General features: G+C 64.5%; 20 protein-coding genes and 1 pseudogene. 20 read left to right on the top strand and 1 reads right to left on the bottom strand.

What is annotated here, in order from left to right:
• Complete coding sequence (locus LB577_RS07065) at window positions 1-363, top strand: type II toxin-antitoxin system ParD family antitoxin (protein ID WP_224686138.1); 363 nt, start codon at window positions 1-3, stop codon at window positions 361-363.
• A gap of 226 nt (window positions 364-589) precedes the next feature.
• Here LB577_RS07065 and LB577_RS07060 read toward each other — a convergent pair whose 3' ends face one another.
• A complete protein-coding gene (locus tag LB577_RS07060) occupies window positions 590-1,705 on the bottom strand; it encodes a cystathionine gamma-lyase (RefSeq protein WP_140780592.1) in 1,116 nt (371 codons plus the stop codon).
• A 409-nt stretch (window positions 1,706-2,114) separates the two neighbouring features.
• Between LB577_RS07060 and mraZ the strand changes: the two genes are divergently transcribed.
• The 19 genes and pseudogenes from mraZ to recN all read left to right on the top strand — a co-directional run bounded on the left by mraZ (window position 2,115) and on the right by recN (window position 25,302).
• Window positions 2,115-2,573 carry a division/cell wall cluster transcriptional repressor MraZ gene (gene mraZ, locus LB577_RS07055; RefSeq protein WP_023765136.1) on the top strand — a complete coding sequence of 153 codons (459 nt, stop codon included), beginning with the start codon at window positions 2,115-2,117 and terminating at the stop codon, window positions 2,571-2,573.
• The gene (gene rsmH, locus LB577_RS07050) at window positions 2,570-3,586 is read left to right on the top strand and encodes a 16S rRNA (cytosine(1402)-N(4))-methyltransferase RsmH (protein WP_224686137.1); all 1,017 of its coding nucleotides are present in this window, start codon (window positions 2,570-2,572) and stop codon (window positions 3,584-3,586) included. The genes mraZ and rsmH overlap by 4 nt, the downstream gene beginning before the upstream one ends.
• A gap of 4 nt (window positions 3,587-3,590) precedes the next feature.
• On the top strand, window positions 3,591-3,986 hold the full coding sequence (locus LB577_RS07045) for a hypothetical protein (protein ID WP_013894663.1): 396 nt from the start codon (window positions 3,591-3,593) through the stop codon (window positions 3,984-3,986).
• Window positions 3,983-5,692, top strand: a complete 1,710-nt coding sequence (locus LB577_RS07040; protein ID WP_224686136.1) for a peptidoglycan D,D-transpeptidase FtsI family protein — start codon at window positions 3,983-3,985, stop codon at window positions 5,690-5,692. Before LB577_RS07045 ends, LB577_RS07040 begins: the two co-directional genes overlap by 4 nt.
• A gap of 54 nt (window positions 5,693-5,746) precedes the next feature.
• Window positions 5,747-7,201, top strand: coding sequence for a UDP-N-acetylmuramoyl-L-alanyl-D-glutamate--2,6-diaminopimelate ligase (locus LB577_RS07035; protein WP_224686135.1), 1,455 nt, complete (start codon window positions 5,747-5,749; stop codon window positions 7,199-7,201).
• Window positions 7,198-8,631: a UDP-N-acetylmuramoylalanyl-D-glutamyl-2,6-diaminopimelate--D-alanyl-D-alanine ligase gene (locus tag LB577_RS07030; RefSeq protein ID WP_224686134.1), complete on the top strand. Its 1,434-nt coding sequence runs from the start codon at window positions 7,198-7,200 to the stop codon at window positions 8,629-8,631. Before LB577_RS07035 ends, LB577_RS07030 begins: the two co-directional genes overlap by 4 nt.
• Window positions 8,632-8,654: 23 nt before the next feature.
• Entirely contained in the window at window positions 8,655-9,737 is a 1,083-nt protein-coding gene (mraY, locus tag LB577_RS07025) for a phospho-N-acetylmuramoyl-pentapeptide-transferase (RefSeq protein WP_013894667.1), read from the top strand.
• Between the two features lie 6 nt (window positions 9,738-9,743).
• The gene (murD, locus tag LB577_RS07020; RefSeq protein WP_224686133.1) at window positions 9,744-11,144 is read left to right on the top strand and encodes a UDP-N-acetylmuramoyl-L-alanine--D-glutamate ligase; all 1,401 of its coding nucleotides are present in this window, start codon (window positions 9,744-9,746) and stop codon (window positions 11,142-11,144) included.
• Entirely contained in the window at window positions 11,144-12,295 is a 1,152-nt protein-coding gene (gene ftsW, locus LB577_RS07015; protein ID WP_013894669.1) for a putative lipid II flippase FtsW, read from the top strand. Before murD ends, ftsW begins: the two co-directional genes overlap by 1 nt.
• Before the next feature lies 1 nt (window position 12,296).
• Window positions 12,297-13,424: an undecaprenyldiphospho-muramoylpentapeptide beta-N-acetylglucosaminyltransferase gene (murG, locus tag LB577_RS07010; RefSeq protein ID WP_224686132.1), complete on the top strand. Its 1,128-nt coding sequence runs from the start codon at window positions 12,297-12,299 to the stop codon at window positions 13,422-13,424.
• The gene (murC, locus tag LB577_RS07005) at window positions 13,421-14,827 is read left to right on the top strand and encodes a UDP-N-acetylmuramate--L-alanine ligase (protein WP_224686131.1); all 1,407 of its coding nucleotides are present in this window, start codon (window positions 13,421-13,423) and stop codon (window positions 14,825-14,827) included. The genes murG and murC overlap by 4 nt, the downstream gene beginning before the upstream one ends.
• Window positions 14,824-15,789, top strand: a complete 966-nt coding sequence (gene murB / locus LB577_RS07000) for a UDP-N-acetylmuramate dehydrogenase (RefSeq protein ID WP_224686130.1) — start codon at window positions 14,824-14,826, stop codon at window positions 15,787-15,789. Before murC ends, murB begins: the two co-directional genes overlap by 4 nt.
• 301 nt (window positions 15,790-16,090) lie before the next feature.
• The gene (locus LB577_RS06995; protein ID WP_023765124.1) at window positions 16,091-17,017 is read left to right on the top strand and encodes a D-alanine--D-alanine ligase; all 927 of its coding nucleotides are present in this window, start codon (window positions 16,091-16,093) and stop codon (window positions 17,015-17,017) included.
• Window positions 17,005-17,946, top strand: a complete 942-nt coding sequence (locus LB577_RS06990) for a cell division protein FtsQ/DivIB (RefSeq protein WP_224686129.1) — start codon at window positions 17,005-17,007, stop codon at window positions 17,944-17,946. The genes LB577_RS06995 and LB577_RS06990 overlap by 13 nt, the downstream gene beginning before the upstream one ends.
• A pseudogene (gene ftsA, locus LB577_RS06985) lies at window positions 17,943-19,302 on the top strand (cell division protein FtsA). Before LB577_RS06990 ends, ftsA begins: the two are co-directional and overlap by 4 nt.
• A gap of 66 nt (window positions 19,303-19,368) precedes the next feature.
• Window positions 19,369-21,057, top strand: coding sequence for a cell division protein FtsZ (ftsZ, locus tag LB577_RS06980; RefSeq protein ID WP_224686128.1), 1,689 nt, complete (start codon window positions 19,369-19,371; stop codon window positions 21,055-21,057).
• 280 nt (window positions 21,058-21,337) lie between these two features.
• Window positions 21,338-22,288, top strand: coding sequence for a UDP-3-O-acyl-N-acetylglucosamine deacetylase (gene lpxC / locus LB577_RS06975; protein ID WP_224686127.1), 951 nt, complete (start codon window positions 21,338-21,340; stop codon window positions 22,286-22,288).
• Between the two features lie 252 nt (window positions 22,289-22,540).
• Window positions 22,541-23,410 (top strand): outer membrane protein assembly factor BamD, encoded by an 870-nt coding sequence (locus tag LB577_RS06970; protein WP_224686126.1) that lies wholly within the window; start codon window positions 22,541-22,543, stop codon window positions 23,408-23,410.
• A 218-nt stretch (window positions 23,411-23,628) separates the two neighbouring features.
• Window positions 23,629-25,302, top strand: coding sequence for a DNA repair protein RecN (gene recN / locus LB577_RS06965; protein WP_224686125.1), 1,674 nt, complete (start codon window positions 23,629-23,631; stop codon window positions 25,300-25,302).
• Window positions 25,303-25,308: the final 6 nt, after the last annotated feature.

The raw sequence follows: 25,308 nt of genomic DNA, 5'->3' as shown, positions 1-25,308 counted from the left end.
ATGGGACATGTCGATAAACGCAGCATCACGCTGTCGCCGGAACTGGCGCAAGCGGTGGACGATGTGGTTGCCGCCGGCGAATATGCTTCGGCGAGCGAAGTGATCCGCGATGCGCTGCGGCAATGGAAGGACCGCCGCGATCTGCTCGGCTATACGGTCGAGGAACTGCGCAAGCTGGTGCAGGAAGGGATCGACAGCGGGCCTGGTCGATTCGCATCGATGGACGAAATCAAAGCCGAGGCGCGCAAGTACAGGCTGTCCGATGGCCCTGAGAGCGGGAGGATAGTGGACGGGCCTTTATTTATGGAGCGCTTGCGGGCCAAATATATTGCTGCGTCCGATGTAGGCGACTTTCAGAAATGAGACATAGCTGTCGCTTCAGATGTTGGTGCTGCCCCTCATCCCCCTGCCGGGACCTTCTCCCCGTATAGTGACGGGGAAAAAGGGGGCTTTTTTCTGCAGTTTGGAAAACTGGCCAAACCGTCAAAGACAGCGCCTTTCTCCCCGTTCTCCACGGGGAGAAATGTCCGGCAGGACATTGAGGGGCGGCGCTGATGCCGGTCAATCTCGAGGATATCACAGCCAGGTTTCAGCCGCTGATCCCGTCCAGCGACGTTTCGATCGCCTTCCAAAGCTCTTCCACCGGTTCACAGCCGACCGAGAGGCGAACGAAGCCGGGCGGCACCGCGTCGCCTCGCTTCAAACGCCGCTCGGCCGAGGTGTGTACGCCGCCGAAGGATGTCGCTGCCTGCATCAGGTCGCAATTGTTGATGAAATCCTCGGCCCTCTGTTCCGAGGCGAGCTCGAACGAGATGAGAAAGCCGAAGCGCTCCATCTGGGCGCAGGCAAGATTATGCGACGGATCGCTCTCCAGTCCGGGAAAGCGCAGGCCGCTGATCGCCCGGTGGCCCTGCAGTCGCCGCGCGATCACCTCCGCGGAGGTGCACATGCGGTCGAAGCGCACATCGAGTGTCTCCAGGCCACGGTGCACCAGCCAGGCTTCGAACGGTCCGGGAATGCTGCCTGAAATTTCGCGCCAGCCGGTCACGGCGGCGATGATGTCGGCGTTGCGGCTGGCGACGTGGCCGAACAGCACGTCGGAATGGCCGTTCGGCGCCTTGGTGTCGGCGGCGACGACGATATCGGCGCCGTGGTCGAGCGGGCGCTGGCCGAACGGCGTCATCGTCGTGTTGTCGATCGCCAGCAGCGCACCTGCTTTGTGAACCGCCGCGGCAACGGCCGCTATGTCGCAGATATCCAGTCCCGGATTGGCCGGGGTTTCGACGAAAGCAAGCCGGTAGCCATCGAAGCCGCCATCGAGGAATGTCGAGGTCGGGCGGACATCGTAGCTGACGCCGAAAGGCTTCAGGAAACGATCGGCCAGTGCCCTTGTCGTGTGATAGCCGTCCGACGGCAGCAGGATACGGTCGCCAGTCTTGAGCAGTCCGAAGAACACGGCCGAGATCGCGCCCATTCCGGAAGGGAAGGCCACGCAGGGCGCGTCTTCCAGATGCGCCAGCATATGTTCGACCGCGTCCCAGGTCGGATTGCTGAAGCGGCCATATTGATCGTAGCCGGTGGCATCGCCAGGCGCATGGTAGATCGCGGCCATGGTCAGCGGCAGCGGGATCGGGTCGCCTTTGGCAAGTCCGCTGTTGCGCAGATGGGGAAGTGCTGCAGCGCGTGTGTTCGCTGATTCAGGCATCGATTCTCAAACCCTCCTGGTGACCGGTCGGACGCGAGCAAACGCTATGCCCGGCAACGCGCCCCAGCAAGCCGCCTCCGGTTGGGCCAAGCGCTCTAAACGCTTCGTTAGGCTTAATGATCCATAAAGACGAGACGTGCCGGAACGGCTGCCCTCATCGGTCGCGATGCGCGTGTTTGTGAAGCCTATTCCCGTTGACGCCCATAGTGCCCCATGATATCCCATTTCGATACTCAAGCCTTCGTTCCGCGTCAGGGTAAAGCGTACGCCAATCGGGCAGCCGCGGCGGCTGCGCGTTTGCCGGTTTTTGCCCGCGTAAACGAGGTGGGTGCGAGGCAGGGAACGTGCTGCGGCGGCGCGTGCGACACGATAAAGAGGGGTGCGGCGGCGCAAGCGGCTGTAACGCGTGATGGACCGGTTTCTGTCGAACACGGTGAGCAGGATCGATGCGAAGGGACGGGTGTCCGTTCCGGCGCATTTCCGTGCCGTCGTGCAGAAGCGCGGCTATTCGGAACTCTACGCGCTGCGTTGCCTGGATCTGCCGGCGATGGATGTCGGTGGGCTCGACCTGCTCGATCGGTACGAGCAGCGCATCGCGCTCGAGGATCCCTTCCTGCAGACGGCGGACGACATGTCCTTCTTCTGCCATGGCGATGGCGCATTCCTGAAACTCGACCAGGATGGCCGCATCACCATGACCGATTTCATTCGCGAGCACACCGGCATCTCGGCGGAGGTGACTTTTGTCGGCCGCGGCAATTTCTTTCAGATCTGGGAGCCGGGACGGCTTGCTGCCTATGGCGCGCAGGCGCGGGCCCGGCTTTTGCAGCTTCGGCAGGGGACGAAGCCTGGGGAGCGGCCGGAATGACGGCGGGCCACGGCGATGACATCCACGCCGTTGGCGGACCGGCCCGCCACATTCCGGTCCTCCTTGGCGAAGTGCTCGAGGCACTGGCGCCGGCGGAAGGCGACATCATCATCGACGGCACGTTCGGCGCCGGCGGCTACACCAAAGCCATCCTGGCGACGGGGGCTTCGGTGGTGGCCATCGACCGCGACCCGGACGCGATCGCCGCCGGACGCGATCTCGAGGCACAGTCGGGCGGCAGGCTGAGGCTGGTGCAGGCGCCGTTCTCGACGCTGGACGAGCATGCCGAAAGCGTTGATGGCGTCGTGCTCGACATTGGCGTGTCCTCGATGCAGCTCGACCAGGCCGAACGCGGGTTTTCCTTCCGCTCCGACGGGCCGCTCGACATGCGCATGGCGCAGGCGGGCCTCAGTGCCGCCGATGTCGTCAACAGCTTCAAGCCGGGCGACCTTGCCCGCATCTTCGGCTTTCTCGGCGAGGAGCGTCACGCCGGGCGTATCGCCCGCATGATCGAGGCGCGCCGCGAAAAGCGGCCGTTCGAACGCACGCTGGAACTCGCCGACGCCATCGAGACACATATCGGCCGCGCGCCGAAGGACAAGATCCATCCGGCCACCCGCGTCTTCCAGGCGCTGCGCATTTTCGTCAACGACGAGCTTGGCGAGCTGGCCAAGGCCCTGTTCGCCGCCGAACGCGCGCTGAAGCCGGGCGGACGCCTCGTCGTGGTGACGTTCCATTCGCTGGAAGACCGTATCGCCAAGCGCTTCATAGCCGACCGCGCCGATGCCGTGACGGGGTCTCGCCACATGCCCGAGGCGCAGGCGCGCACCGCCACCTTCCGCAAGGCAGGCGGCGGCGTGACACCTGGTGACGCCGAGATCGCGGCCAATCCACGCGCCCGCTCGGCGAGGCTGCGCGCCGCGATCCGCACCGAGGCGCCGGCGCGCCCCGGCGATTTTTCGATTTTCGGCCTTCCAAAGCTTCCCGGTATCGACCGGCAGGGGGAGAGGTAAGCACGTGTTCCGTACCAGCGACATTGTCCTGATCGCCGTCATGGTTTCGGCGGCAGCCCTGACCTACAAGATCAAGCGCGAGGCCGAGGACCAACTGGCGGCGGTGCAGAAGATCCATACCCAGATACGCTACGAGGAGGAGACGATCGACCTGCTCAAAGCCGACTGGAGCCTGCTCACCCAGCCGTCGCGGCTGCAGAAGCTTGCTGAACTCTACAAGGCGCAGCTCGCCCTCGAGCCGGTCAGCGCGCGCCAGATCGTGGGCCTGAGCGACCTGCCGGCCAAAGCCCTGGACATCCAGGACATACTGAACGGCCGCCAAGGCGGCATGGCCGACAATTCCGACAAGGCGCCCCCGGGCGACAAGGACCCCGTCGTCACCGGAGGCATCGCCCAATGATCGGCAAATTGCTGAAGCGCCGGGCCAGGACGGTCGAGGACGGGTCCATCGTCGTCGATGGCGCCCGCAAGGCGACCGGCGGCAAGGGCAAGGCGCGCATCGTGATGACGATGGCCGTGTTCTTTGGTATCTTCTCGGTCATTTCCGGGCGGCTGGTCTATCTCGGCTTCCAGACACCCGACCTGTCGGGCGGCCCGCAGAGCCGGGTCACCGCCTCGCGGCCCGACATCGTCGACCGCAATGGCGAAGTGCTGGCGACCGACATCAAGACGGCGTCGCTGTTCGCCGAGCCGCGCCGCATCGTCGATGCCGACGAGGCGATCGAGAAGCTGTCGACCGTGCTGCCCGAGATCGATTACGAGCAGACCTACCATAAGCTCAAGAGCGGTGCCGGCTTCGTCTGGCTGCAGCGCCAGCTGACGCCCAAGCAGCAGGCCGACATCATGCAGCTCGGCATTCCCGGCTTCGGCTTCCGCACCGAGAAGCGCCGTTTCTATCCAAGCGGCGAGACCTCGTCCTACATTGTCGGCCTGACCAACATCGACAACCAAGGCATCTCCGGCATGGAGAAGTACATCGACGAGCAGGGCCTGAGCGACCTGCAGGCGTCGGGCCTGGCGATGGCCAAGGATCTCAAGCCGGTGAAGCTTTCGATCGATCTGCGCGTCCAGCATGTGGTGCGCGATGAGATCGCCGCCGGCCTGGAGCGCTATCGCGCCATGGGCGCCGGCGCAGTCGTGCTCAACGTCAAGACCGGCGAAGTGGTGGCGATGGCTTCGGTGCCGGATTTCGATCCGAACAATCCCTACAATGCACAGGAAAAGGACCGGCTGAACCGGATGTCGGCGGGGCTCTATGAGATGGGCTCGACCTTCAAGAGCTTCACCTCGGCCATGGCGCTCGATTCCGGCAAGGCGACGATGGCGAGCCGCTTCGACGCTTCGCATCCCATCCGGGTCGGCCATCAGGCTATCCACGATTTCCACGGCAAGAACCGTGTGCTGTCGTTGCCGGAGGTGTTCCTCTATTCGTCCAACATCGGGTCGGCCCGAGAGGCCGAGCTGGTCGGCATCGCGGGGCACCGGGAATTCCTGCATCGCCTTGGCATCCTGGACAAGATGCAGACCGAACTGCCGGAAGTCGCCCGCCCGACGGAACCGAAGGTCTGGAAACAGGTCAATTCGTTCACCATCGCCTTTGGCCATGGCGTGTCGACGACGCCGCTGCAGGCGGCTGTCGGCTGCGCGGCGCTAATGAATGGCGGCTACTTGATGGAGCCGACGTTCCTGGTCCGCAGCGAGCAGGAAGCGATGGCGACGGCCAAGAAAGTGGTCAACGACAAAACCGTCGAAGGCATGCGCTATCTCTATACGCTCAACGCCGAGAAGGGCTCGGCCAGAAACGCCAGGGTCCCCGGCTACCGCGTTGGCGGCAAGACCGGAACGGCCGAGAAGGTGATCAACGGCCGCTATTCTAAGGATTTGAATTTCAACACCTTCGTCGCCGCCTTCCCGATGGACGATCCGCAATACCTGGTGTTTACGATCGCCGACGCCCCGCACCCCGAAAAGCCCGGGATGACCGACGTCGCGGCCGCGAATGCTGGGGTTATAGCCGGCAATATCATCAGGCGTTCAGCGGCCATGCTTGGCGTGAAGCCAGATTTCAGCCATGAAAATGGTGCAACGCTGGTGTCCTATCAGTGATTCTTGGGGCGCGCCGGTAACTGCGCGCTATTTTGTTGCGGTGAACGGAACTCGATGAAGCTCAGAGATCTAGACGGTATCCTGCCAGTCGAAGGAACAGCTTCCGCCGATCTGGAGGTTACCGGCATCTCGTCGGATTCCCGGCAGGTTAAACCCGGCGTCATCTTCTTCGCGCTTGCGGGAAGCAAAGCCGACGGCTCGGCCTATGCCGCCGATGCCGCCAAGCGCGGTGCCGTGGCGATCGTGACAGCCAAGGGCACCGCCGTTGGCGGGCATCCGATTCCATTGCTGGCGGTGGACGATCCGCGCCTGGCGCTGGCGCTCGGTGCCGCCCGCTTTTTCGGCAAGCAGCCGCAAACCATGGTTGCCGTGACCGGCACCAGCGGCAAGACGTCGGTTGCCGCCTTCACCAGGCAGATCTGGGAGCAGGCGGGCTACGCCGCCGCCTCGATCGGCACCACCGGCGTGGTGGCGCCGGGCCGCAACGAATATGGTTCTCTGACGACGCCCGATCCGGTCGCCCTGCACCAGTTGCTCAAGGAATTGGCCGACGCCGGCGTTACCCACGCCTCGATGGAGGCTTCCAGCCACGGGCTCGACCAGCGCCGCCTCGACGGCGTCAAGCTCGCCGCCGGCGGCTTCACCAATCTTGGCCGCGACCACATGGATTACCATCCGACGGTCGAGGATTATCACCGCGCCAAACTGCGCCTGTTCGACACGCTGCTGCCGAAAGGCGCGCCGGCGGTCATCTTTGCCGACGATCCGTGGTCGGCGCCGACAATCCAGGCCGCGCGGGCCGCCGGGCTCGAGGTGCTGACCGTTGGCCGCCATGGCGATTTCCTTAGGCTGAAACGGGTCGAGCATGAGCGTCATCGCCAGCGCGCCGAGGTCGAGGCTAACGGTGTGCTTTATGAAATCGACCTGCCGCTGGCCGGCGATTTCCAGATTTCGAACGCGCTTGTGTCCGCGGGGCTTGCCATTTCCACGGGAATACCCACTGCCAAGGCTTTGATGTCGTTGGAGAAATTGAAGGGCGCGCCGGGCCGGCTCGACCTCGTCGGGACCACCGCCAATGGCGCGCCCGTTTATGTCGATTATGCCCACAAGCCTGATGCGCTGGAAAACGTGCTGACCTCGGTGCGGCCGTTCACCACGGGCCGCGTCATGGTCGTGTTCGGCTGCGGCGGCGACCGCGACCGGGGAAAAAGGCCGATCATGGGCGAGATCGCGACCCGGCTCGCCGATGTCGTCATCGTCACCGACGACAATCCGCGTTCGGAAGTGCCCGAGACGATCCGCGCCGCCATCATGGCTGCGGCGCCTGGAGCCATCGAGATCGGCGACCGGCGCAAGGCGATCCACGATGCGGTCGCGATGCTTGATGCCGGCGACACGCTGATCGTGGCCGGCAAGGGTCATGAGGAGGGCCAGACGATCGGCTCCGAGACGCTGCATTTCTCCGATCATGAGGAAGTCCGCGCCGCGCTGCGGGAGCGTGCTGCATGACCCTCTTGTGGACTTCCGAAGCGCTGGTTACCGCCATGGACGGGCGGCCGCTCGGTCCGATGCCGGAAGGCATATCGGGCATTTCGATCGACAGCCGCAGCCTGCAGCCCGGCGATGCCTTCTTCGCCATCAAGGGCGAGGCGATGGACGGGCACGACTTCGCCACCGCTGCGATCAAGGCCGGCGCCGGCGTATTGGTGGTGGCGGAAGGCAAGCTGCCGTCGCTCGGCCGGCTGACGGCGCCGATTGTCGTCGTCGAGGATGTGCTGGTCGCATTGGAAAAACTCGGTATCGCGGCACGAGCTCGTTCGCAGGCAAAAATCATCGCGGTGACGGGTTCGGCCGGCAAGACCACCACCAAGGAGGCGCTGCGCCACGTGCTGTCGGCGGTGGGCAAGGTGCATGCCTCGGCGCAGTCCTTCAACAACCATTGGGGCGTGCCGCTGACCTTGGCGCGCATGCCCATGGATTGCGATTACGCCGTGTTCGAGATCGGCATGAACCATCCCGACGAGATCCGGCCGCTGGTCAAAATGGTGCGGCCGCATGTCGCCATCGTCACCATGATCGCGGCGGCGCATCTCGGCTTCTTCCGCAATCTTGACGAGATCGCCAAGGCCAAGGCCGAGATTTTCGAGGGCATCGAACCCGGTGGCGCGGCCATCCTCAACCGCGACGACGCGCGCTTCAAGCTTCTGGACAAGATGGCGCATGCCGCCGGTGTCGAGCATGTCTACGGCTTCGGCGAGAATGCGCGCTCGACCTTCAAGCTCACCAAATGCGAACTCCACGCCGACCATTCCGACATCGCAGCCAGGATCGGCGGTCATGATATGATCGCCCGTATCGGCGCGCCCGGCCGTCATATGGTGCAGAACGTGCTGGCCGTGCTGGGCGCGGCGCATCTGGTCGGCGCCGACCTCGACAAAGTGGTGCTGGCGCTGGCCGATCTCTCCGCCGAGCGCGGGCGCGGCAAGCGCCACGTGCTGCGCCATCCCGGTGGCCCGATCACGCTGATCGACGAGAGCTACAATGCCAATCCGGCATCGATGGCCGCCGCGATGGCATTGCTCAACACGACGCCGGTGACGGGCGAGGGGCGTCGCATCGCCGTGCTCGGCGACATGCTGGAGCTCGGTGATCATTCGGCCAAGCTGCATGCCGCACTTGCCGACCTCATCGTCGGTACCGGCACGCAGACCGTCTTTCTCGGTGGCCCGGAAATGAAAGCGCTGGCGGAAGCGCTTCCGGCCGAGATCCAGACGGAATACCGCGCCGGCGCCGCGGAGCTGAAGCCGGTGCTGCTTGCCGCGCTTAAGCCAGGCGACGTGGTGATGATCAAATCGTCGAAGGGCATCGGTTTCGCAAAACTGGTCGATGCGCTGCTGGGCAAATTCCCGGCGGAATCCACAACCAGCAAACAGACCTAGACCAAGTCGGGGGACGAAAGCGCATGTTCACACTGCTCGTCGATTTTGCGGACAAGATCTCGGTCTTCAATGTCTTCCGTTACATCACCTTCCGTACCGGCGGCGCGCTGATCACATCGGCGCTGATCGTCTTCATCTTCGGGCCGACGATCATCAATTCGCTCAGGCTGCGCCAGGGCAAGGGCCAGCCGATCCGCGCCGACGGGCCGCAGACGCATTTCAAGAAGGCCGGCACGCCGACCATGGGCGGCCTGATGATCCTGTCCGGCATCATCGGCTCGTCGCTGCTGTGGGCGAACCTTTCGAGCATCTATGTCTGGGTGGTGCTTTTGGTGACGCTCGGCTTCGGCTCGATCGGCTTCTACGACGACTATCTGAAGGTGACCAAGCAGTCGCATCTCGGCTTCTCCGGCAAGGCAAGGCTGGCGCTGGAATTCGTCATCGCCGGCATCGCCGCCTGGGCGATCATGCACAACGGCCAGGCGCCGTTCTCGTCGTCGCTGACGTTCCCCTTCGCCAAGGAATTCATCATCAACCTCGGCTGGTTCTTCATTCCGTTCTCCTGCTTCGTCATCGTCGGCGCCGGCAACGCGGTGAACCTGACCGACGGCCTCGACGGACTTGCGATCGTGCCGATCATGATCGCGGCGGCGTCCTTCGGCGTCATTGCCTATCTCTCCGGCAACGCGGTGTTCGCCGAATATCTGCAGATCCATTTCGTGCCGGGCACCGGCGAACTGGCGGTCGTGCTTGGCGCCGTCATCGGCGCCGGCCTCGGCTTCCTCTGGTTCAACGCGCCGCCGGCGGCGATCTTCATGGGCGATACCGGCTCGCTGGCCATGGGTGGCCTGATCGGCACCGTCGCGGTCGCCACCAAGCACGAGATCGTGCTGGTCATCGTCGGCGGGCTGTTTGTCGTGGAAATCCTGTCGGTCATCATCCAGGTCGGCTACTTCAAGATGACCGGCAAGCGGGTGTTCCTGATGGCGCCGATCCACCATCACTTCGAAAAGCTCGGCTGGACCGAAAGCCAGGTGGTGATCCGTTTCTGGATCATCGCCGTCATCCTGGCGCTGGTCGGCCTCTCCACCCTCAAGCTCAGGTAGGAACCCTTGATCCCCGCCGCATCTTTCGCAGGCAAGCGCGTTTCGCTCTTCGGGCTCGGTGGCTCGGGGATCGCGACCGCGCGGGCATTGATCGAGGGTGGCGCGGAGGTGCTGGCCTGGGACGACAATCCCGACAGTGTCACCAAGGCGGCCGCCACCGGCATTGAAACCGCCGATCTGCGCGGCGCCGACTGGGCGAAATTCTCGGCCTTCGTGCTGTCGCCGGGCGTGCCGCTGACGCATCCCAAGCCGCATTGGACGGTGGAGCTGGCGCGCGGCGCCGGTGTCGAGGTGATCGGCGACATCGAACTGTTCTGCCGCGAACGCACGCTCAGTGCGCCGGCAGCTCCCTTCATCGGGATAACCGGCACCAACGGCAAGTCGACGACGACCGCACTGACGGCGCATATTCTCCAATCGGCGGGCCGCGACACGCAGATGGGCGGCAATATCGGCCGCGCGGTGATGACGCTCGATCCGCCGAAGCCCGATCGCCACTATGTCGTGGAATGCTCGTCCTACCAGATCGACCTTGCACCCTCGATCAACCCGACGGCCGGCATCCTGCTCAACCTGACGCCCGACCACCTCGACCGCCACGGCACCATGCAGCACTACGCCTCGATCAAGGAGCGGCTGGTGGCGGGCAGCGAGACGGCGATCATCGGCATCGACGATTCCTGGTGCGCGCAGATCGCCGAACGGCTGGAACGGGCAGGGCGGCAGGTCATCCGCATCTCCAAGCGGCTGCCTTTGACCGACGGCTATTTCGCCGACGGCAGCAATTTGATGGAAGCCGTGCACGGCCGCTACAGCCGGGTCGCCTTCCTCGAGGGCATCGGTTCGCTGCGCGGCCAGCACAATGCGCAGAACGCGCTTGCCGCGGTCGCTGCATGCCTGAGGGTCGGGCTGGAGCTTGGCGAGATCCAGTCGGGGCTGGAGAGCTTCCCCGGCCTCGCGCACCGCATGGAGCAGGTCGGCCGCAAGGACCATGTGCTGTTCATCAACGATTCCAAGGCGACCAATGCCGATGCGGCGGCGCCCGCCCTGTCGAGCTTCAGCCGCATCTACTGGATCGCCGGCGGACTGCCCAAGGAAGGCGGCATCGAGCCGCTGCGCGGCTTCTTCCCGCGTATCGCCAAGGCCTACCTGATCGGCGAGGCGGCGCCCGCCTTCTCGGCGACGCTGGGCGAGGCGGTGCCCTACGAGATATCGGGCACGCTGGCCGCCGCGGTCGAACACGCCGCGCATGATGCGGCTAGGGACGACGGCGGCGAGGCTGTGGTGCTGTTGTCGCCGGCCTGCGCCAGTTTCGACCAGTTCAAGAATTTCGAAGTCCGCGGCGAAGCCTTCAGGCAAGCTGCGAATGCTATCGAGGGCGTGAAACCCATCGGAGGGGCACGATAATGCAGAGCCGTCTCGACAAAAGCCCGGTTGCAACCTGGTGGTGGACGATCGATCGCTGGTTCCTGGCGGCATTCCTGTCGCTGATGGGGCTCGGTATCGTCTTGTCGTTCGCCGCCAGCCCGGCGGTGGCCGAACGCATCGGTCTCGACAGCTTCCACTTCGCCACCAGGCAGATCATCTTCACCGTGCCGGCGCTCGGCGTGATGCTGGCCGTCTCCTTCCTCGATTCCCGGCAGATCCGGCGCATGGCACTGATCATGCTATGCCTGATGCTGGTGCTGATGGTGGCGGTGCTCTACATCGGCATCGAGGTGAAGGGCGCGCGGCGCTGGGTGTCGATTGCCGGCCTGTCGATCCAGCCGTCGGAATTCCTCAAGCCGGCCTTCGTCATCATGTGCGCCTGGCTGTTCGCCGAACACAAGCGTCAGCCCGACATTCCCGGCAATCTGTTCGCCATGCTGCTCCTGGTGCTGGTCGTGTCGCTGCTGGTGGCGCAGCCGGATCTCGGCCAGACCATGCTGACGACAGGCACCTGGGGCATCATGTTCTTCATGGCAGGGTTGCCATGGCTGTGGATCATCGTGCTGGGCGCGGCCGGCGTCGGCGGCGTCTTCGCCGCCTATACGGTGTTCCCGCACGTTGCCTTGCGCATCGACAAGTTCCTCACCGGCGAAGGCGATACGTTCCAGGTCGACATGGGACGCGACGCCCTGATCAATGGCGGCTGGTTCGGCGTCGGGCCGGGCGAGGGCACCGTCAAGCGGGTCATTCCGGACAGCCATGCCGACTTCGTGTTTTCGGTCGCGGGCGAGGAATTCGGGCTGATCATGTGCTTCTTCATCATGTCGATCTTCGCCTTCATCGTGCTGCGCGGTCTCAACACGGCGCTCAAGGAACATGACGATTTCACCCGCTATGCGGTCGGCGGTCTCGTCACCGTGTTCGGCCTGCAGGCGGTCATCAACATGTGCGTCAACCTGCAGCTGGTGCCGGCCAAGGGCATGACATTGCCCTTCATCTCCTATGGCGGCTCCTCGCAGATCGCCATCGCCATCTCGATGGGCATGGTGCTGGCGCTGACGCGCAAGCGGCCGGAAAAGCGCAAGCAAATGGGCTTTACGCTGCCGCAGCGCGCCATGCCGGCGGAGTGACATGGCGAGAGGCGTCATCCTTCTTGCGGCGGGCGGAACCGGCGGGCACCTGTTTCCGGCAGAGGCGCTGGCGCATGAGCTGAACGAGCGCGGCTGGTCGGTGCATCTGGCGACCGACGACCGCGCCGAGCGGTTTGCCGGCCATTTCCCGGCCGCCGCCATCCATCCCATCCAGTCGGCGACTATGGGCTCGAAGAACCCGATCGCCATGCTCGGCGCCTTCTGGAAAATCTGGCGCGGCGTGCGCCAGGCGTCTGCCGTCATCGCCAGGATCAAGCCGGATGCGGTCGTCGGCTTCGGCGGCTATCCGACCTTGCCGCCGCTCTATGCGGCGACCCGGCGCAAGGTGCCGACGCTGATTCATGAACAGAACGCAGTGATGGGGCGCGCCAACCGGGCGCTGGCCGGCCGCGTGGATGCGATCGCCGGCGGCTTCCTGCCGCAGGATACGAGTGCCGCGGGCGCCAAGACAGTGACGACAGGCAATCCGGTCCGGCCGGCCGTGTTGGAAGCGGCCAGGACGCCTTATGCGGCATCGGCCGGCGAACAGCCGTTCCGCCTCCTGGTGTTCGGCGGCAGCCAGGGTGCGCAGTTCTTTTCCGACGCCATGCCGGGGGCCGTCGCACTGCTTTCGGATGCGCAGCGCAAACGGCTTGTGATCACGCAGCAAGCGCGGGCGGATGATGTGGCGCGAGTGAAGGCCGCCTATGCCGCTCTTGGCGTCGCCGTCGAGGTCTCACCCTTCTTCACCGATATGGCGGCGCGCATGGCGACCGCGCATCTGGTGATCTCGCGCTCCGGCGCCTCGACCGTTTCGGAGATCGCCGTCATCGGCCGGCCGGCGCTGCTGGTGCCTTATCCCTACGCGCTCGACCACGACCAGGCGGCGAATGCGGCGGCCCTTGCCGCTGCCGGAGGCGGCGAGGTGCACACGCAATCCACGCTGTCGCCGGAGCGCATCGCGGCGCTCATTGGTGGGCTGATGGACAATCCCGAGCGGCTGGCGGCGATGGCTGCAGGCGCGAAATCGGCCGGCAAACCGGACGCGGCACGGTTGCTCGCCGATCTCACAGAGGCTATTGCGTCCGAAAAAACCGTCTCGGATTTCAGGAAGGGGACGCACGCATGAAGATGCCGCAGACCATCGGCCTTGTGCATTTCATCGGTATTGGCGGCATCGGCATGAGCGGCATCGCCGAAGTGCTGCACAATCTCGGCTACAAGGTGCAAGGGTCCGACCAGGCCGACAGCGCCAATGTGCAACGGCTGCGCGACAAGGGCATCGAATGCTTCGTCGGCCACAAGGCCGAGAATCTCGGCGAGGCCGAGGTGGTGGTCGTTTCGACAGCGATCAAGAAATCCAATCCGGAGTTGAAGGCCGCGCGCGAAAAGCTGCTGCCCATCGTGCGCCGCGCCGAGATGCTGGCCGAACTGATGCGCTTCCGCCAGGCGGTGGCGATCGGCGGCACGCATGGCAAGACGACGACGACCTCGATGGTCGCGACGCTGCTGGAAGCCGGCGGGCTCGACCCGACCGTCATCAATGGCGGCATCATCAACGCCTATGGCACCAATGCCCGTATGGGCGATGGCGAGTGGATGGTGGTCGAGGCCGACGAGAGCGACGGCACCTTCCTGAAACTGCCGGCCGAGATCGCGGTGGTCACCAACATCGATCCCGAGCATCTCGATCACTATGGCAGCTTCGACAAGGTGCGCGAGGCGTTCCGCCAGTTCGTCGAGAACGTGCCGTTCTACGGTTTTGGCGTGATGTGCACCGACCACCCGGAAGTACAGGCGCTGGTCAGCAGGATCGAGGACCGCCGCGTCATCACCTATGGCGAGAACGCGCAGGCCGACGTGCGCTTCACCAACCACCGCATGGCCGGCGCCATTTCGGAATTCGACGTGGTGATCCGCAACCGCAAGACGGGCGGCCAGACAGCGATATCGGACCTGCGGCTGCCGATGCCCGGCCGTCACAACGTCTCCAACGCCACCGCCGCGATCGCGGTCGCGCACGAACTTGGCCTGTCGGCCGAGGCGATCAAGAAGGGCCTGTCGTCCTTCGCCGGCGTCAAGCGGCGCTTCACCCATACCGGCTCGTGGAACGGCGTCGATGTGTTCGACGATTATGGCCACCATCCCGTCGAAATCGCTGCGGTGCTGAAGGCGGCGCGCAGCGCCACCAAGGGCCGCGTCATCGCCATTGCCCAGCCGCACCGCTTCACCCGGCTGCATGATCTGTTCAACGAGTTCTCCGCCTGCTTCAACGACGCCGACACGGTGATGGTCGCCCCGGTTTACGCTGCCGGCGAAGAGCCGATCGACGGTGTCACGTCAGACGAGCTGGTGTCTCGCATCCGTGCCGGCGGCCATCGCGATGCCCGCTACATAGAGGGGCCGACGGCGATCGCGCCGGTTATCCGCGATCTGGCCAAACCTGGCGATTTCGTCGTCTTCCTCGGCGCCGGCAACATTACCCAATGGGCCTATGCGCTGCCCAAGGAGCTCGGCGGGACTGTTTCATGATGCACGGCCAGGCCTTGATCGACAGACTTGGCGACCGGCTTGCCGGCCTGCGCGGCCGCATCACGCCGAATGCCGAGATGGACAAGATCACCTGGTTCCGGGCCGGCGGCCTTGCCGAGGCGCTGTTCCAGCCGGCCGACGAGGAGGACCTGGCCGCGTTCCTCAAGGCGGTTCCCGAAGAGGTGCCGCTGACCATCGTCGGCGTCGGTTCGAACCTGCTGGTCCGCGACGGCGGCATTCCCGGCTTTGTCATCCGGCTTTCAGCCAAGGGCTTTGGCGAGGCCGAAGTCATTTCGCCGATCAGGATCAAGGCCGGCGCGGCCACGCCCGACAAGCGGGTAGCCGCGGCGGCGCTCGAGGCAGGCATTGGCGGCTTCCATTTCTACCACGGCATCCCAGGCGCCATTGGCGGGGCGCTGAGGATGAATGCCGGTGCCAATGGTGTCGAGACACGCGAGCGCGTCGTCGAGGTGCGGGGGCTCGACCGCAAGGGCAATCTCCTGACGTTGAGCAATGCCGAGATGGGCTATGCCTATCGCCATTCCGGAGCCCCGTCCGGGCTGATCTTCACTTCGGCGGTGTTCGAAGGCTTTGCCGAGGAGAAGGCGGTGATCAAGGCGGCGATGGATGCAGTCCAGAACCACCGCGAGACCGTGCAGCCGATCCGCGAAAAGACCGGCGGCTCCACCTTCAAGAATCCGGAAGGCACGTCGGCCTGGAAGGAGATCGACAAGGCAGGCTGCCGCGGCCTGATGATCGGCGGTGCACAGATGTCGCCGATGCACTGCAACTTCATGATCAACACTGGCACTGCGACCGGTTACGATCTCGAATATCTCGGCGAGACCGTGCGTGCCCGCGTGCTCGAACATTCGGGCATCCGCCTGCACTGGGAGATCAAGCGCATCGGCAATTTCCGCTCCGGGCATGCCGTGCAGGAGTTTCTCGGTCAACTCCTGTAGCCGCCGTTGAAGTTCATGTGATGCATGAACTTCAACGTCTTCCCCAAACGCGCAAAACCGTTGCTCCCAGGACTCACCGACGCGGTTTTCGCAGCGATTTTCTCAGAAAGTGAATCTCTCGGAATCATAAGCACTTGCCAGTGAATCAACTCTCTGATTCTCTGCTCGAAAGCGTTTCCTGATTTGAGTCGTTCGACGCGTTACCCGCGTTTTCCGTCTGGGGGGGCAACCTGCCGGGAGACTCGGACTCAATGTTGCGGAAATCCTGGTTTTGGTCCGCCATGAGAGGGGATGACGGGGAATGAAGAGCAAGCATGTGGCCGTACTGCTGGGAGGTTTCTCGTCCGAGCGGCCCGTGTCCCTGTCTTCGGGAAAGGCTTGCGCCGATGAACTCGAGAAAGAAGGCTACCAGGTCACGCGCGTGGATGTCGGGCGCGATGTCGGCTCGGTGCTCGCCGAACTCAAGCCCGATGTCGCCTTCAATGCGCTGCATGGTCCGTTCGGCGAGGATGGCACCATCCAGGGCATCCTCGAATATCTCGCCATTCCCTACACCCATTCGGGCGTGCTCGCCTCGGCGTTGGCCATGAACAAGGAGCAGGCCAAGCGGGTTGCCAAATCGATCGGCATGCCTGTCGCCGAATCGAAGGTCACCAGCCGCTTCGCCATCCAGGACAAGCATCCGATGAAGCCGCCCTATGTGGTCAAGCCGGTCAGCGAGGGCTCGAGCTTCGGTGTCGTCATCGTGAGCGAGGGCCAGTCGCATCCGCCGCAGGTCATCGGTTCGTCCGAGTGGAAATATGGCGATACGGTCATGGTCGAGCGCTACATCCACGGCCGGGAACTGACCTGCGCGGTGATGGGCGATGTCGCGCTCGGGGTCTGCGAGATCATCCCGACCGGCCATTCCTTCTACGACTATGATTCAAAATATGTCGCTGGCGGATCAAAGCACGAATGCCCCGCAAAAGTTTCACCGAATATTTACCAAAAAATACAAACACTGGCGCTCAAGGCTCACCAAGTGATCGGCTGTCGGGGCGTTTCCCGGTCGGACTTCCGTTATGACGATCGTCACTCCGAAAATGGCGAGGTTGTATGGCTCGAGGTCAATACCCAACCGGGCATGACACCGACGTCCTTGGTGCCTGAAATCGCCGCCCATGCCGGGCACTCGTTTGGCGATCTGTTGAGTTGGATGGTGGAGGACGCTTCGTGTCTGCGTTGAAATGGGGACAGAGCAAGGGGAAGGGCGCGGCTGGGCCGTCGCTGCTTGGCCTGTCGCTTTCGTTCGACCATTTCGTCCTGCCGCGCATGCTTCGCCGCCCGGTGCGCATCCTGGCGCGCCTGGGTGACGGCGAGTTCCAGGCGCCGCGTTTCTCAGCCGCGATGATGTCCGCCGTGCTGCTCGCTTCGAGCGGCGCCTATGGCGCCTATCTTGGCGGCCATGCCGACGGCATCATCCAGAGCATCACCGCCCGTACCGGTTTTGCCGTCGATCAGGTCAAGGTGGTCGGCAACCGACAGACCTCGGAGATCGATATTCTCGACCGGCTCGAACTGGATGGCTGGACGTCGCTGATCGGCTTCGACGCGGAGGCCGCGCGCGAGCGCATCTCGGGCCTGCCGTGGATCGAGGTCGCAGCGGTGCGCAAGGTCTATCCCCACACATTGGAAGTGCGCGTTGGGGAGCGCGAGGCGTTCGCGCTCTGGCAGCAGGGCGATGCTCTTTCGGTCATCGAGAAGGATGGCGCCGTCATCGCGCCGTTCTCGGGCGGCAAGCAGGTGCTGCTGCCGTTGCTGATCGGGACCGGTGCGCCGGCCAAGGCGCCGGACTTCCTGGCCAAGATCGAAAAGTTTCCGGATCTTGCTTCCCGCGTGAAAGGCTACATCCGTGTCGGTGAGCGGCGCTGGGACCTGAAGCTGGACAACGGCATTACCGTCAAGCTGCCCGAGGATGACGAGGACCAGGCGCTCGCCGAGCTCGTCAAGATGGACCATGACAAGGGGCTGTTGTCGCGCGACATCGCCGCTGTCGACATGCGCCTCACCGATCGGCTGGTCGTGCAGCTGACGCCCGAGGCGGTGACGCAGCGCGAGGCCGCACTCAGCGAGAAACCGAAAACCCTCAAGCGCAAGCCGGAGACGAAGATATGAGCTGGCTTGGCGGTCATGGCGATGCTTCGTCGCGCCGTTCCGGCACCCTGACGGTGCTGGATGTCGGCTCGAACAAGGTCTGCTGCATGGTGGCGAAGCTGAAGCCGTGCGATGACGGCAAGCTGCTGCGCGGCCGCTCGCACCGGATCCAGGTGATCGGTATCGGCCATCAGAAATCGCAAGGCGTGAAGTCTGGCGTGGTCGTCGATCTCGACCGGGCCGAGCATGCCATCCGGCTGTCCGTCGACGCTGCCGAGCGCATGGCGGGGCTGACGGTCGATTCGCTTATCGTCAACATGACCGCCGGCCGGCTGAAGAGCGAAGCTTTCGCCGCGACCATCAATCTTGGCGGCCACGAGGCCGACGAAGCCGACATCAAGCGCGTGCTCGGCGCCGGCGCCAAACAGGCGCTCAAGGCCGAGCGCGAGGTGATCCATTCGCTGCCCGTCGGCTTCTCGCTGGACGCCGAGCGCGGCGTGCGCGACCCGCGCGGCATGATCGGCGACGCGCTTGGCGTCGACATGCATGTGCTGACCGGTGACGCCGCCCCGATGCGCAATCTGGAACTCTCCATCAACCGCTCGCATTTGTCGGTCGAGCGCATGGTGGCGACCCCCTATGCCAGCGGGCTGGCGGCACTTGTCGACGACGAGCTGGAGCTTGGCGCTGCCTGCATCGACATGGGCGGCGGCACGACGACGATCTCGGTGTTTTCGGAAGGCAAGTTCGTCCATGGCGACGCCATCGCCATCGGCGGCAACCATGTCACGCTCGACATGGCCAAGGGGCTCTCGACCTCGCTCGATGCCGCCGAACGGCTGAAGGTGATGCATGGCTCGGCGCTGCCGGGCCGCGCCGCCGCCCGCGCCCTGGTCTCGCCCCCCCCCCCCCCCCCCCCCCCCCCCCCCCCACGACCGCGACCTGGTCTCGATCCAGCCGATCGGGGACGATGGCGACGTGCCGCTGCAGATACCGCGTTCGGTGATGACGCGCATCGTGCGCGCCCGCATCGACGAAACGCTCGAACTGCTGCGCGACCGGCTGAACAAATCCGGCTACGGCAATGCGGTGGGCAAGCGCGTCGTCTTGACCGGCGGTGCCAGCCAGCTTGCCGGCCTGCCGGAAGCGGCGCGCCGCATCCTGGGGCGCAATGTGCGCATCGGCCGCCCGCTCGGCGTGGCGGGCCTGCCCGAGGCGGCAAAGGGGCCAGCCTTTTCGGCCGCCGTCGGGCTTTTGATCTATCCGCAGATGGCGAGCTTCGAGAGCCATCCGGCGAAAGGAATTTCCGGTCTCAGGATGACCGGGACGGGCGGAAAACTGCATCGCATGAGTCAGTGGTTGAGAGACAGTTTCTAATTGACGGGGACAGCCCCATAGGCGGCCGCGGCGGCGAAGCGGCGTGAAAGGCAAAGGACGGAGACAATGACCATCAATCTGCAGAAGCCGGACATCACCGAGCTTAAGCCCCGCATCACCGTGTTCGGCGTCGGCGGCGGCGGCGGCAATGCCGTCAACAACATGATCACCGCCGGTCTGCGCGGTGTCGAGTTCGTAGTCGCCAACACCGACGCCCAGGCGCTGACCATGTCGAAGGCCGATCGGCTGATCCAGCTTGGCGCGCATGTCACCGAGGGTCTCGGCGCCGGCTCGCAGCCTGAAGTCGGCCGTGCGGCGGCCGAAGAGTGCATCGACGAGATCATCGATCACCTGTCCAACACCCATATGTGCTTCGTCACCGCGGGCATGGGCGGCGGCACGGGTACCGGTGCTGCTCCGGTCGTGGCGCGGGCCGCCCGCGAAAGGGGCATCCTCACCGTCGGCGTCGTCACCAAGCCGTTCCATTTCGAAGGCCAGCGCCGCATGAAGACGGCCGACCTCGGCATCGAGGAGCTGCAGAAATGCGTCGACACCCTGATCGTCATCCCCAACCAGAACCTGTTCCGGCTGGCCAATGACAAGACCACCTTCGCCGACGCCTTCGCCATGGCCGACCAGGTGCTCTATTCCGGCGTTGCCTGCATCACCGACCTGATGGTCAAGGAAGGCCTGATCAACCTCGACTTCGCCGACGTGCGTTCGGTGATGCGCGAAATGGGCAAAGCCATGATGGGCACCGGCGAAGCTTCGGGCGAGGGCCGTGCAATGGCCGCCGCCGAGGCAGCGATCGCCAACCCGCTGCTCGACGAGACGTCGATGAGGGGCGCCAAGGGCCTGCTGATCTCGATCACCGGCGGTCGCGATCTCACCCTGTTCGAGGTCGACGAAGCGGCGACCCGTATCCGCGAGGAAGTCGACCAGGACGCCAACATCATCCTGGGCGCCACCTTCGACGAAGAACTCGAAGGCGTCATCCGCGTCTCGGTGGTCGCCACCGGCATCGACAAGTCGGCGGCTGAAATCGCCGCCGCGCCGATCGCGATCCGCACCGCGCCGCAGAAGCCGGCCGCCCGTCCGGCGGTGGCAGCGGTGGAAAGCCGCCCGGCGCCGGTCCAGCAGACCGCCTACGAGCCGCGCGCCGCGGATCCGGTCGCCGAAGCCATCCAGCTTGCCGAGGCAAACGCCGCGGCGATGGCGCAGGCTCGTCCGGCTCCTGTCGCCCATGCGGAGGATTTCCGCCCGCAGAGCAAGATCTTCCAGGCGCCGCCGGCACAGCCGCAGCCAATGGCACAGCCGGTGGTCCAGCAGACGATGCAGCCGGCCCCGCAGCCGCGCGAAATGCTGCGTGAGGTGCAACAGCCGGTGGCGATGGCGCCGCAGCGCATGCCGCGCGTCGAGGACTTTCCGCCGGTCGTGAAGGCCGAGGTGGACGCCAAGAGCCGCCCGGCCGACCATGAGAACAACAGCGGGCCGATGGGCCTGTTGAAGCGCCTGACCAACGGCCTGACCCGCCGCGAGGAGGAGCCCGCACGGCTGCAGCCGGCGCAACCGCGCGAGCCCAAGCTGCGCCAGGCCGCCCCCGAAGTGCGCCGTCTCGCCAGCCAGGACGCCCAGCTCTACGCGCCGCGCCGCGGCCAGCTGGACGACCAGGGCCGCTTGACGCCGCAGACGCGGGCGACTCAGGACGACGATCAGCTGGAGATTCCGGCGTTCCTGCGCCGCCAGGCCAACTGAGCGGTTGACGGACTGTAACAATTGTTAACAGGCAAGCAAGAAATTGCTTGCCTGTTAACGTTTAAAATACCGCAAAAACAACGGCTTATGGCGCCGTTTGAATTCCTATTCGCGGTTACAAAGAGTAAGAAACCGTGATTTGGAGTCTCCCTGCCGGGACACTATCTTCGCTGCCTACCACAGTCGGTCTGCCGGGATTTCGGGGGAAGTCGCCCTGCTAGCCGATTCAACAAGAGCCGCGCCCTCGGGCTGGAGAAGCGGACCTAGGCATTACGGGCTTATGGGGATTGTCTTGCACGACTACCAGACGACAGTGAAGGCGCGCGCGTCGCTTACGGGCACCGGCGTTCACAGCGGCAAAGAAGTTTCCGTCAGTTTCGTGCCCGCGGATGCCGATACCGGCATCGTGTTCCAGCTTGTCAGCGAGGAGGGGCAGGGCCGTGAGTTCCGCGCCCTGTTTTCCGAGATCGGCGCCACCGACCTGTGCACCATGCTTGGCGATCCGGCAGGCGAGCATATCGCCACCGTCGAGCACATCATGGCCGCTTTGTTAGGTCTCGGCATCGACAATGTCCTCATCGAGATCGACGGTCACGAGGTTCCCATCCTCGACGGCAGCGCCATGGCTTTCGTGGAAGCCATCGACCAGGCGGGCATCGAGACCTTGCCGGTCAAGCGGCGCTACATCAGGGTCGTCAAGCCGGTCCGCATCGAAAACGGTGCTTCCTGGGCCGAGTTCAGGCCCTATGACGGCACCCGTTTCGAGGTCGAGATCGACTTCGAAAGCCCGGCGATCGGACGCCAACTCTTCGCTTCCGACATCAATGCGGACATTTTTCGCCGCGACATCGCGCGGGCTCGCACCTTCGGCTTCATGAAGGATGTCGAGCGGCTGTGGGCCGCCGGCTATGCGCTGGGATCCTCGCTTGAGAATTCGCTGGTGATCGGTGACGACAACCGCGTCATCAACATGGGAGGCTTGCGCTTCCCCAACGAATTCGTGCGCCACAAGGCGCTCGACGCCATGGGCGACTTGGCGCTGGCCGGCGCCCGTTTCATCGGCTGTTTCCGCTCCTATCGCGGCGGCCACAGGTTGAACGCCGCGGCGCTGCGGCGGCTGCTGTCGGACCGCACGGCTTTCGAAATCGTCGAGACGACGCGCCGCGAGCGCGGCCGCGCCGCCGAGATGAGCGCCGTCAATGCGCCGCTCTACGCACCCTGGATGATCTGAATTCCTCGACGTTTTCGGGACGGTGAGTGTTGCATGAATGCACCATCCGCCGGCGAAATCGCAGCTATACTCCGACTCGGTCCGGCCGCCACAAAAATGCGCGATTGGCTGGACATAGCGTTGCCGGGCAAGGCGGTTATGGTCTATGGCTGCTGCCGTCGATTAGTGCATGTCGCTCAAAAGTGGGGACCAGTTTTGGGACAACAGCATGCAAGAGGCATTAAAATAACGCCGAAAGGGCGCAATCCAATCATGTTTTTCAAGCGAGTCGGTCAATCGAAAGCGCCGCAGCGGTCTGTTTTCCTGGCGCTTTCGGTGGTTGTTCCATCGCTCTTTCTGTCGGCCTGCATGTCGTCCGAGAAAGACATCGACCTGTCGACCTATGTCGACCAGACGGAGCCGGCCGATGTTCTCTACAACCAGGGTCTCGCCAATCTGAATGCCGGCCGCCTGGACGAGGCGAGCAAGAAGTTCGACGCTGTCGACCGCCAGCATCCCTATTCGGAATGGGCCCGCAAATCGATGGTGATGGGCGCCTTCGCCGACTATCGCAAAGGCAGCTACGACGAAGCGATCTCGTCGGCCAAGCGCTATCTGGCGCTTTATCCGTCCACCGAGGACGCGCCCTATGCGCAGTACATCATTGGTCTCAGCTACTACCGCCAGATCAAGGACGTGACGCAGGATCAGAAGGAAGCACGCCAGACCTTGCAGACGATGCAGGATCTGGTCACGCGCTGGCCGACTTCGGAATATGTCGACGACGCCAAGGAGAAGATCCGCTTCGCCAACGACCAGCTCGCCGGCAAGGAAATGCAGATCGGCCGCTATTATCTGGAGCGCCGCGAATACATCGCCGCCGTCAAACGCTTCCGCACCGTGGTGGAGAACTATTCCAACACGCGCCATGTCGAGGAAGCACTCGCCCGCCTCACCGAGAGCTATTACGCGATGGGGTTGACCTCGGAGGCCCAGACGGCCGCCGCGGTGCTCGGCACCAACTATCCCGACAGCCCGTGGTACAAGGATTCCTACAAGCTGCTGCAGAGCAACGGGCTTGCGCCGCGCGAGAATGCCGGATCGTGGATATCCAAGGCCGGAAAACTGATCACCGGCGCCTGACCGCCAGGCTTCGGACCGAAGCGCGCGTTTTTGGATTGATCCGACGCTGAAACAAAAAGATAGTGCGGCGCTGCGACTCCAACCGGGTCGCGTGCCGCTTCACAGCGGTTCGGTGGTTTGATTGAAGCGCTGAGCCGTCCTAACTTTTTGTTTCTACGCAATTCCCGTGGGAAAACCGCTACGCACTTTTCCTGGAATTGCTTGAGGTCCGGGTTCTGATGCTTGCCAGACTATCGATCCGCGATATCGTCCTGATCGAGAAGCTGGATATCGACTTCCAGCCCGGTCTGTCCGTGCTGACCGGCGAAACCGGTGCCGGCAAATCCATCCTGCTCGATGCTTTGTCGCTGGCGCTCGGCGCGCGCGGCGATGCCTCGCTGGTGCGCCATGGCGCGGCGCAAGGCCAGGTCATCGCCGTGTTCGATGTGCCGCGCAACCATCCGGTGCGCGCGCTGCTTGCCGAAAACGCCATCGAGGATGATGGGGACATCATCCTGCGCCGCGTGCAGACGGCGGACGGCCGCACCCGGGTGTTCGTCAACGACCAGCCATCCAGCGTGACCTTGATGCGCGATGTCGGCCACGCGCTGGTCGAGATCCACGGCCAGCACGATGAACGGGCCCTGGTCGATCCCGGTGCCCATCGCGACGTGCTCGATGCTTTCGGTGGCCATCTCGGCGCCGTTCGTTCGACCGGCGAGGCATGGCGGCACTGGCGCGCTTGCGAGCAGGAACTTACGCGCCACCGCGCCAAGGTGGCGGCGGCGGCGCGCGAGGCCGACTATCTGCGCGCGGCGGTCACTGAGCTGACCAGGCTCGATCCACAGCCCGGCGAGGAAACGGAACTTGCCGAACTGCGCGCCCACATGATGCGCGCCGAGAAGATCGCGTCCGAAATTAATGACGCGCAGGACGTACTGTCCGGCCCGTCCTCGCCCTTGCCGCAACTGGCCAGCCTGCTGAGGCGCCTGCAACGCAAGGCGACGGAGGCGCCCGGCCTGCTCGAGGACGTCGTCAAGTCGCTGGACGAGGCGATGCTGTCGCTCGATGCGGCGCAGTCTGGCGTCGAGGCCGCATTGCGGGCCACCGAATATGACCCGCAACGGCTGGAAAAGGCGGAGGAGCGGCTGTTTTCGCTGCGTGCCGCGTCACGCAAGCACAGCGTCGCCGTCGATGACCTGGCGCAGTTGCGCGACACGATGGTTGCCGATCTTGCCGATCTCGATGCCGGCGAGGAACGCCTGCACGGGCTGGAAAAGCAGGCCGCTGCCGCATGCGAGGCCTATGACATCGCCGCCGCACAGCTTTCCTCGCTGCGCCACGCGGCGGCGATCGGCCTGACCAAGGCCGTCATGGCCGAACTGCCGGCGCTGAAGCTCGAACGCGCCGCCTTCATTGTCGAGATGAAGAGCGAGGCCGAGACCCGCATGGAAGAGGGCGTCGACCAGATCGAGTTCTGGGTGCGCACCAACCCCGGCACGCGGCCCGGCCCGATGATGAAGGTGGCGTCCGGTGGCGAGCTGTCGCGCTTCCTGCTGGCGCTGAAGGTGGCGCTGGCTGACCGTGGCTCGGCGCCGACGCTGGTTTTCGACGAAATCGACACCGGCGTGGGCGGCGCCGTGGCGGACGCCATCGGCCAAAGGCTGGCGCGGCTGTCGAAGCGCGTGCAGGTGCTCTCGGTCACCCATGCGCCGCAGGTGGCGGCGCGCGCGGCGACGCATTTCCTGATCTCCAAATCGGGAGGCACCGATCGCGTCGCGACCGGCATTGCCGAGATGGACAGGACGGCGCGGCAGGAAGAGATCGCCCGCATGCTGGCCGGCGCCACGATCACCGATGAGGCACGCGCCGCCGCCGAGCGGTTGTTGCGCGAAAACACAAACGCGGCATAGGAATAT

Source organism: Mesorhizobium sp. B283B1A (genome assembly GCF_020165735.1).
In the GTDB taxonomy this organism is placed as follows: Bacteria; Pseudomonadota; Alphaproteobacteria; order Rhizobiales; family Rhizobiaceae; genus Mesorhizobium; species Mesorhizobium opportunistum.
The sequence above is the reverse complement of the archived record's forward strand: the minus strand, read 5'-3'. Positions and strand labels throughout refer to the sequence as shown.

Coding starts and splice junctions, on each gene's coding strand:
- LB577_RS07060 (WP_140780592.1), bottom strand. CDS start 1,705: ATGCCTGAATCAGCGAACACACGCGCTGCAGCACTTCCCCATCTGCGC.
- rsmH (WP_224686137.1), top strand. CDS start 2,570: ATGACGGCGGGCCACGGCGATGACATCCACGCCGTTGGCGGACCGGCC.
- LB577_RS07035 (WP_224686135.1), top strand. CDS start 5,747: ATGAAGCTCAGAGATCTAGACGGTATCCTGCCAGTCGAAGGAACAGCT.
- LB577_RS07065 (WP_224686138.1), top strand. CDS start 1: ATGGGACATGTCGATAAACGCAGCATCACGCTGTCGCCGGAACTGGCG.
- murB (WP_224686130.1), top strand. CDS start 14,824: ATGATGCACGGCCAGGCCTTGATCGACAGACTTGGCGACCGGCTTGCC.
- mraZ (WP_023765136.1), top strand. CDS start 2,115: ATGGACCGGTTTCTGTCGAACACGGTGAGCAGGATCGATGCGAAGGGA.
- ftsW (WP_013894669.1), top strand. CDS start 11,144: ATGCAGAGCCGTCTCGACAAAAGCCCGGTTGCAACCTGGTGGTGGACG.
- LB577_RS07040 (WP_224686136.1), top strand. CDS start 3,983: ATGATCGGCAAATTGCTGAAGCGCCGGGCCAGGACGGTCGAGGACGGG.
- recN (WP_224686125.1), top strand. CDS start 23,629: ATGCTTGCCAGACTATCGATCCGCGATATCGTCCTGATCGAGAAGCTG.
- mraY (WP_013894667.1), top strand. CDS start 8,655: ATGTTCACACTGCTCGTCGATTTTGCGGACAAGATCTCGGTCTTCAAT.
- LB577_RS07030 (WP_224686134.1), top strand. CDS start 7,198: ATGACCCTCTTGTGGACTTCCGAAGCGCTGGTTACCGCCATGGACGGG.
- murC (WP_224686131.1), top strand. CDS start 13,421: ATGAAGATGCCGCAGACCATCGGCCTTGTGCATTTCATCGGTATTGGC.
- LB577_RS06970 (WP_224686126.1), top strand. CDS start 22,541: ATGTTTTTCAAGCGAGTCGGTCAATCGAAAGCGCCGCAGCGGTCTGTT.
- LB577_RS06995 (WP_023765124.1), top strand. CDS start 16,091: ATGAAGAGCAAGCATGTGGCCGTACTGCTGGGAGGTTTCTCGTCCGAG.
- ftsZ (WP_224686128.1), top strand. CDS start 19,369: ATGACCATCAATCTGCAGAAGCCGGACATCACCGAGCTTAAGCCCCGC.
- lpxC (WP_224686127.1), top strand. CDS start 21,338: ATGGGGATTGTCTTGCACGACTACCAGACGACAGTGAAGGCGCGCGCG.
- murG (WP_224686132.1), top strand. CDS start 12,297: ATGGCGAGAGGCGTCATCCTTCTTGCGGCGGGCGGAACCGGCGGGCAC.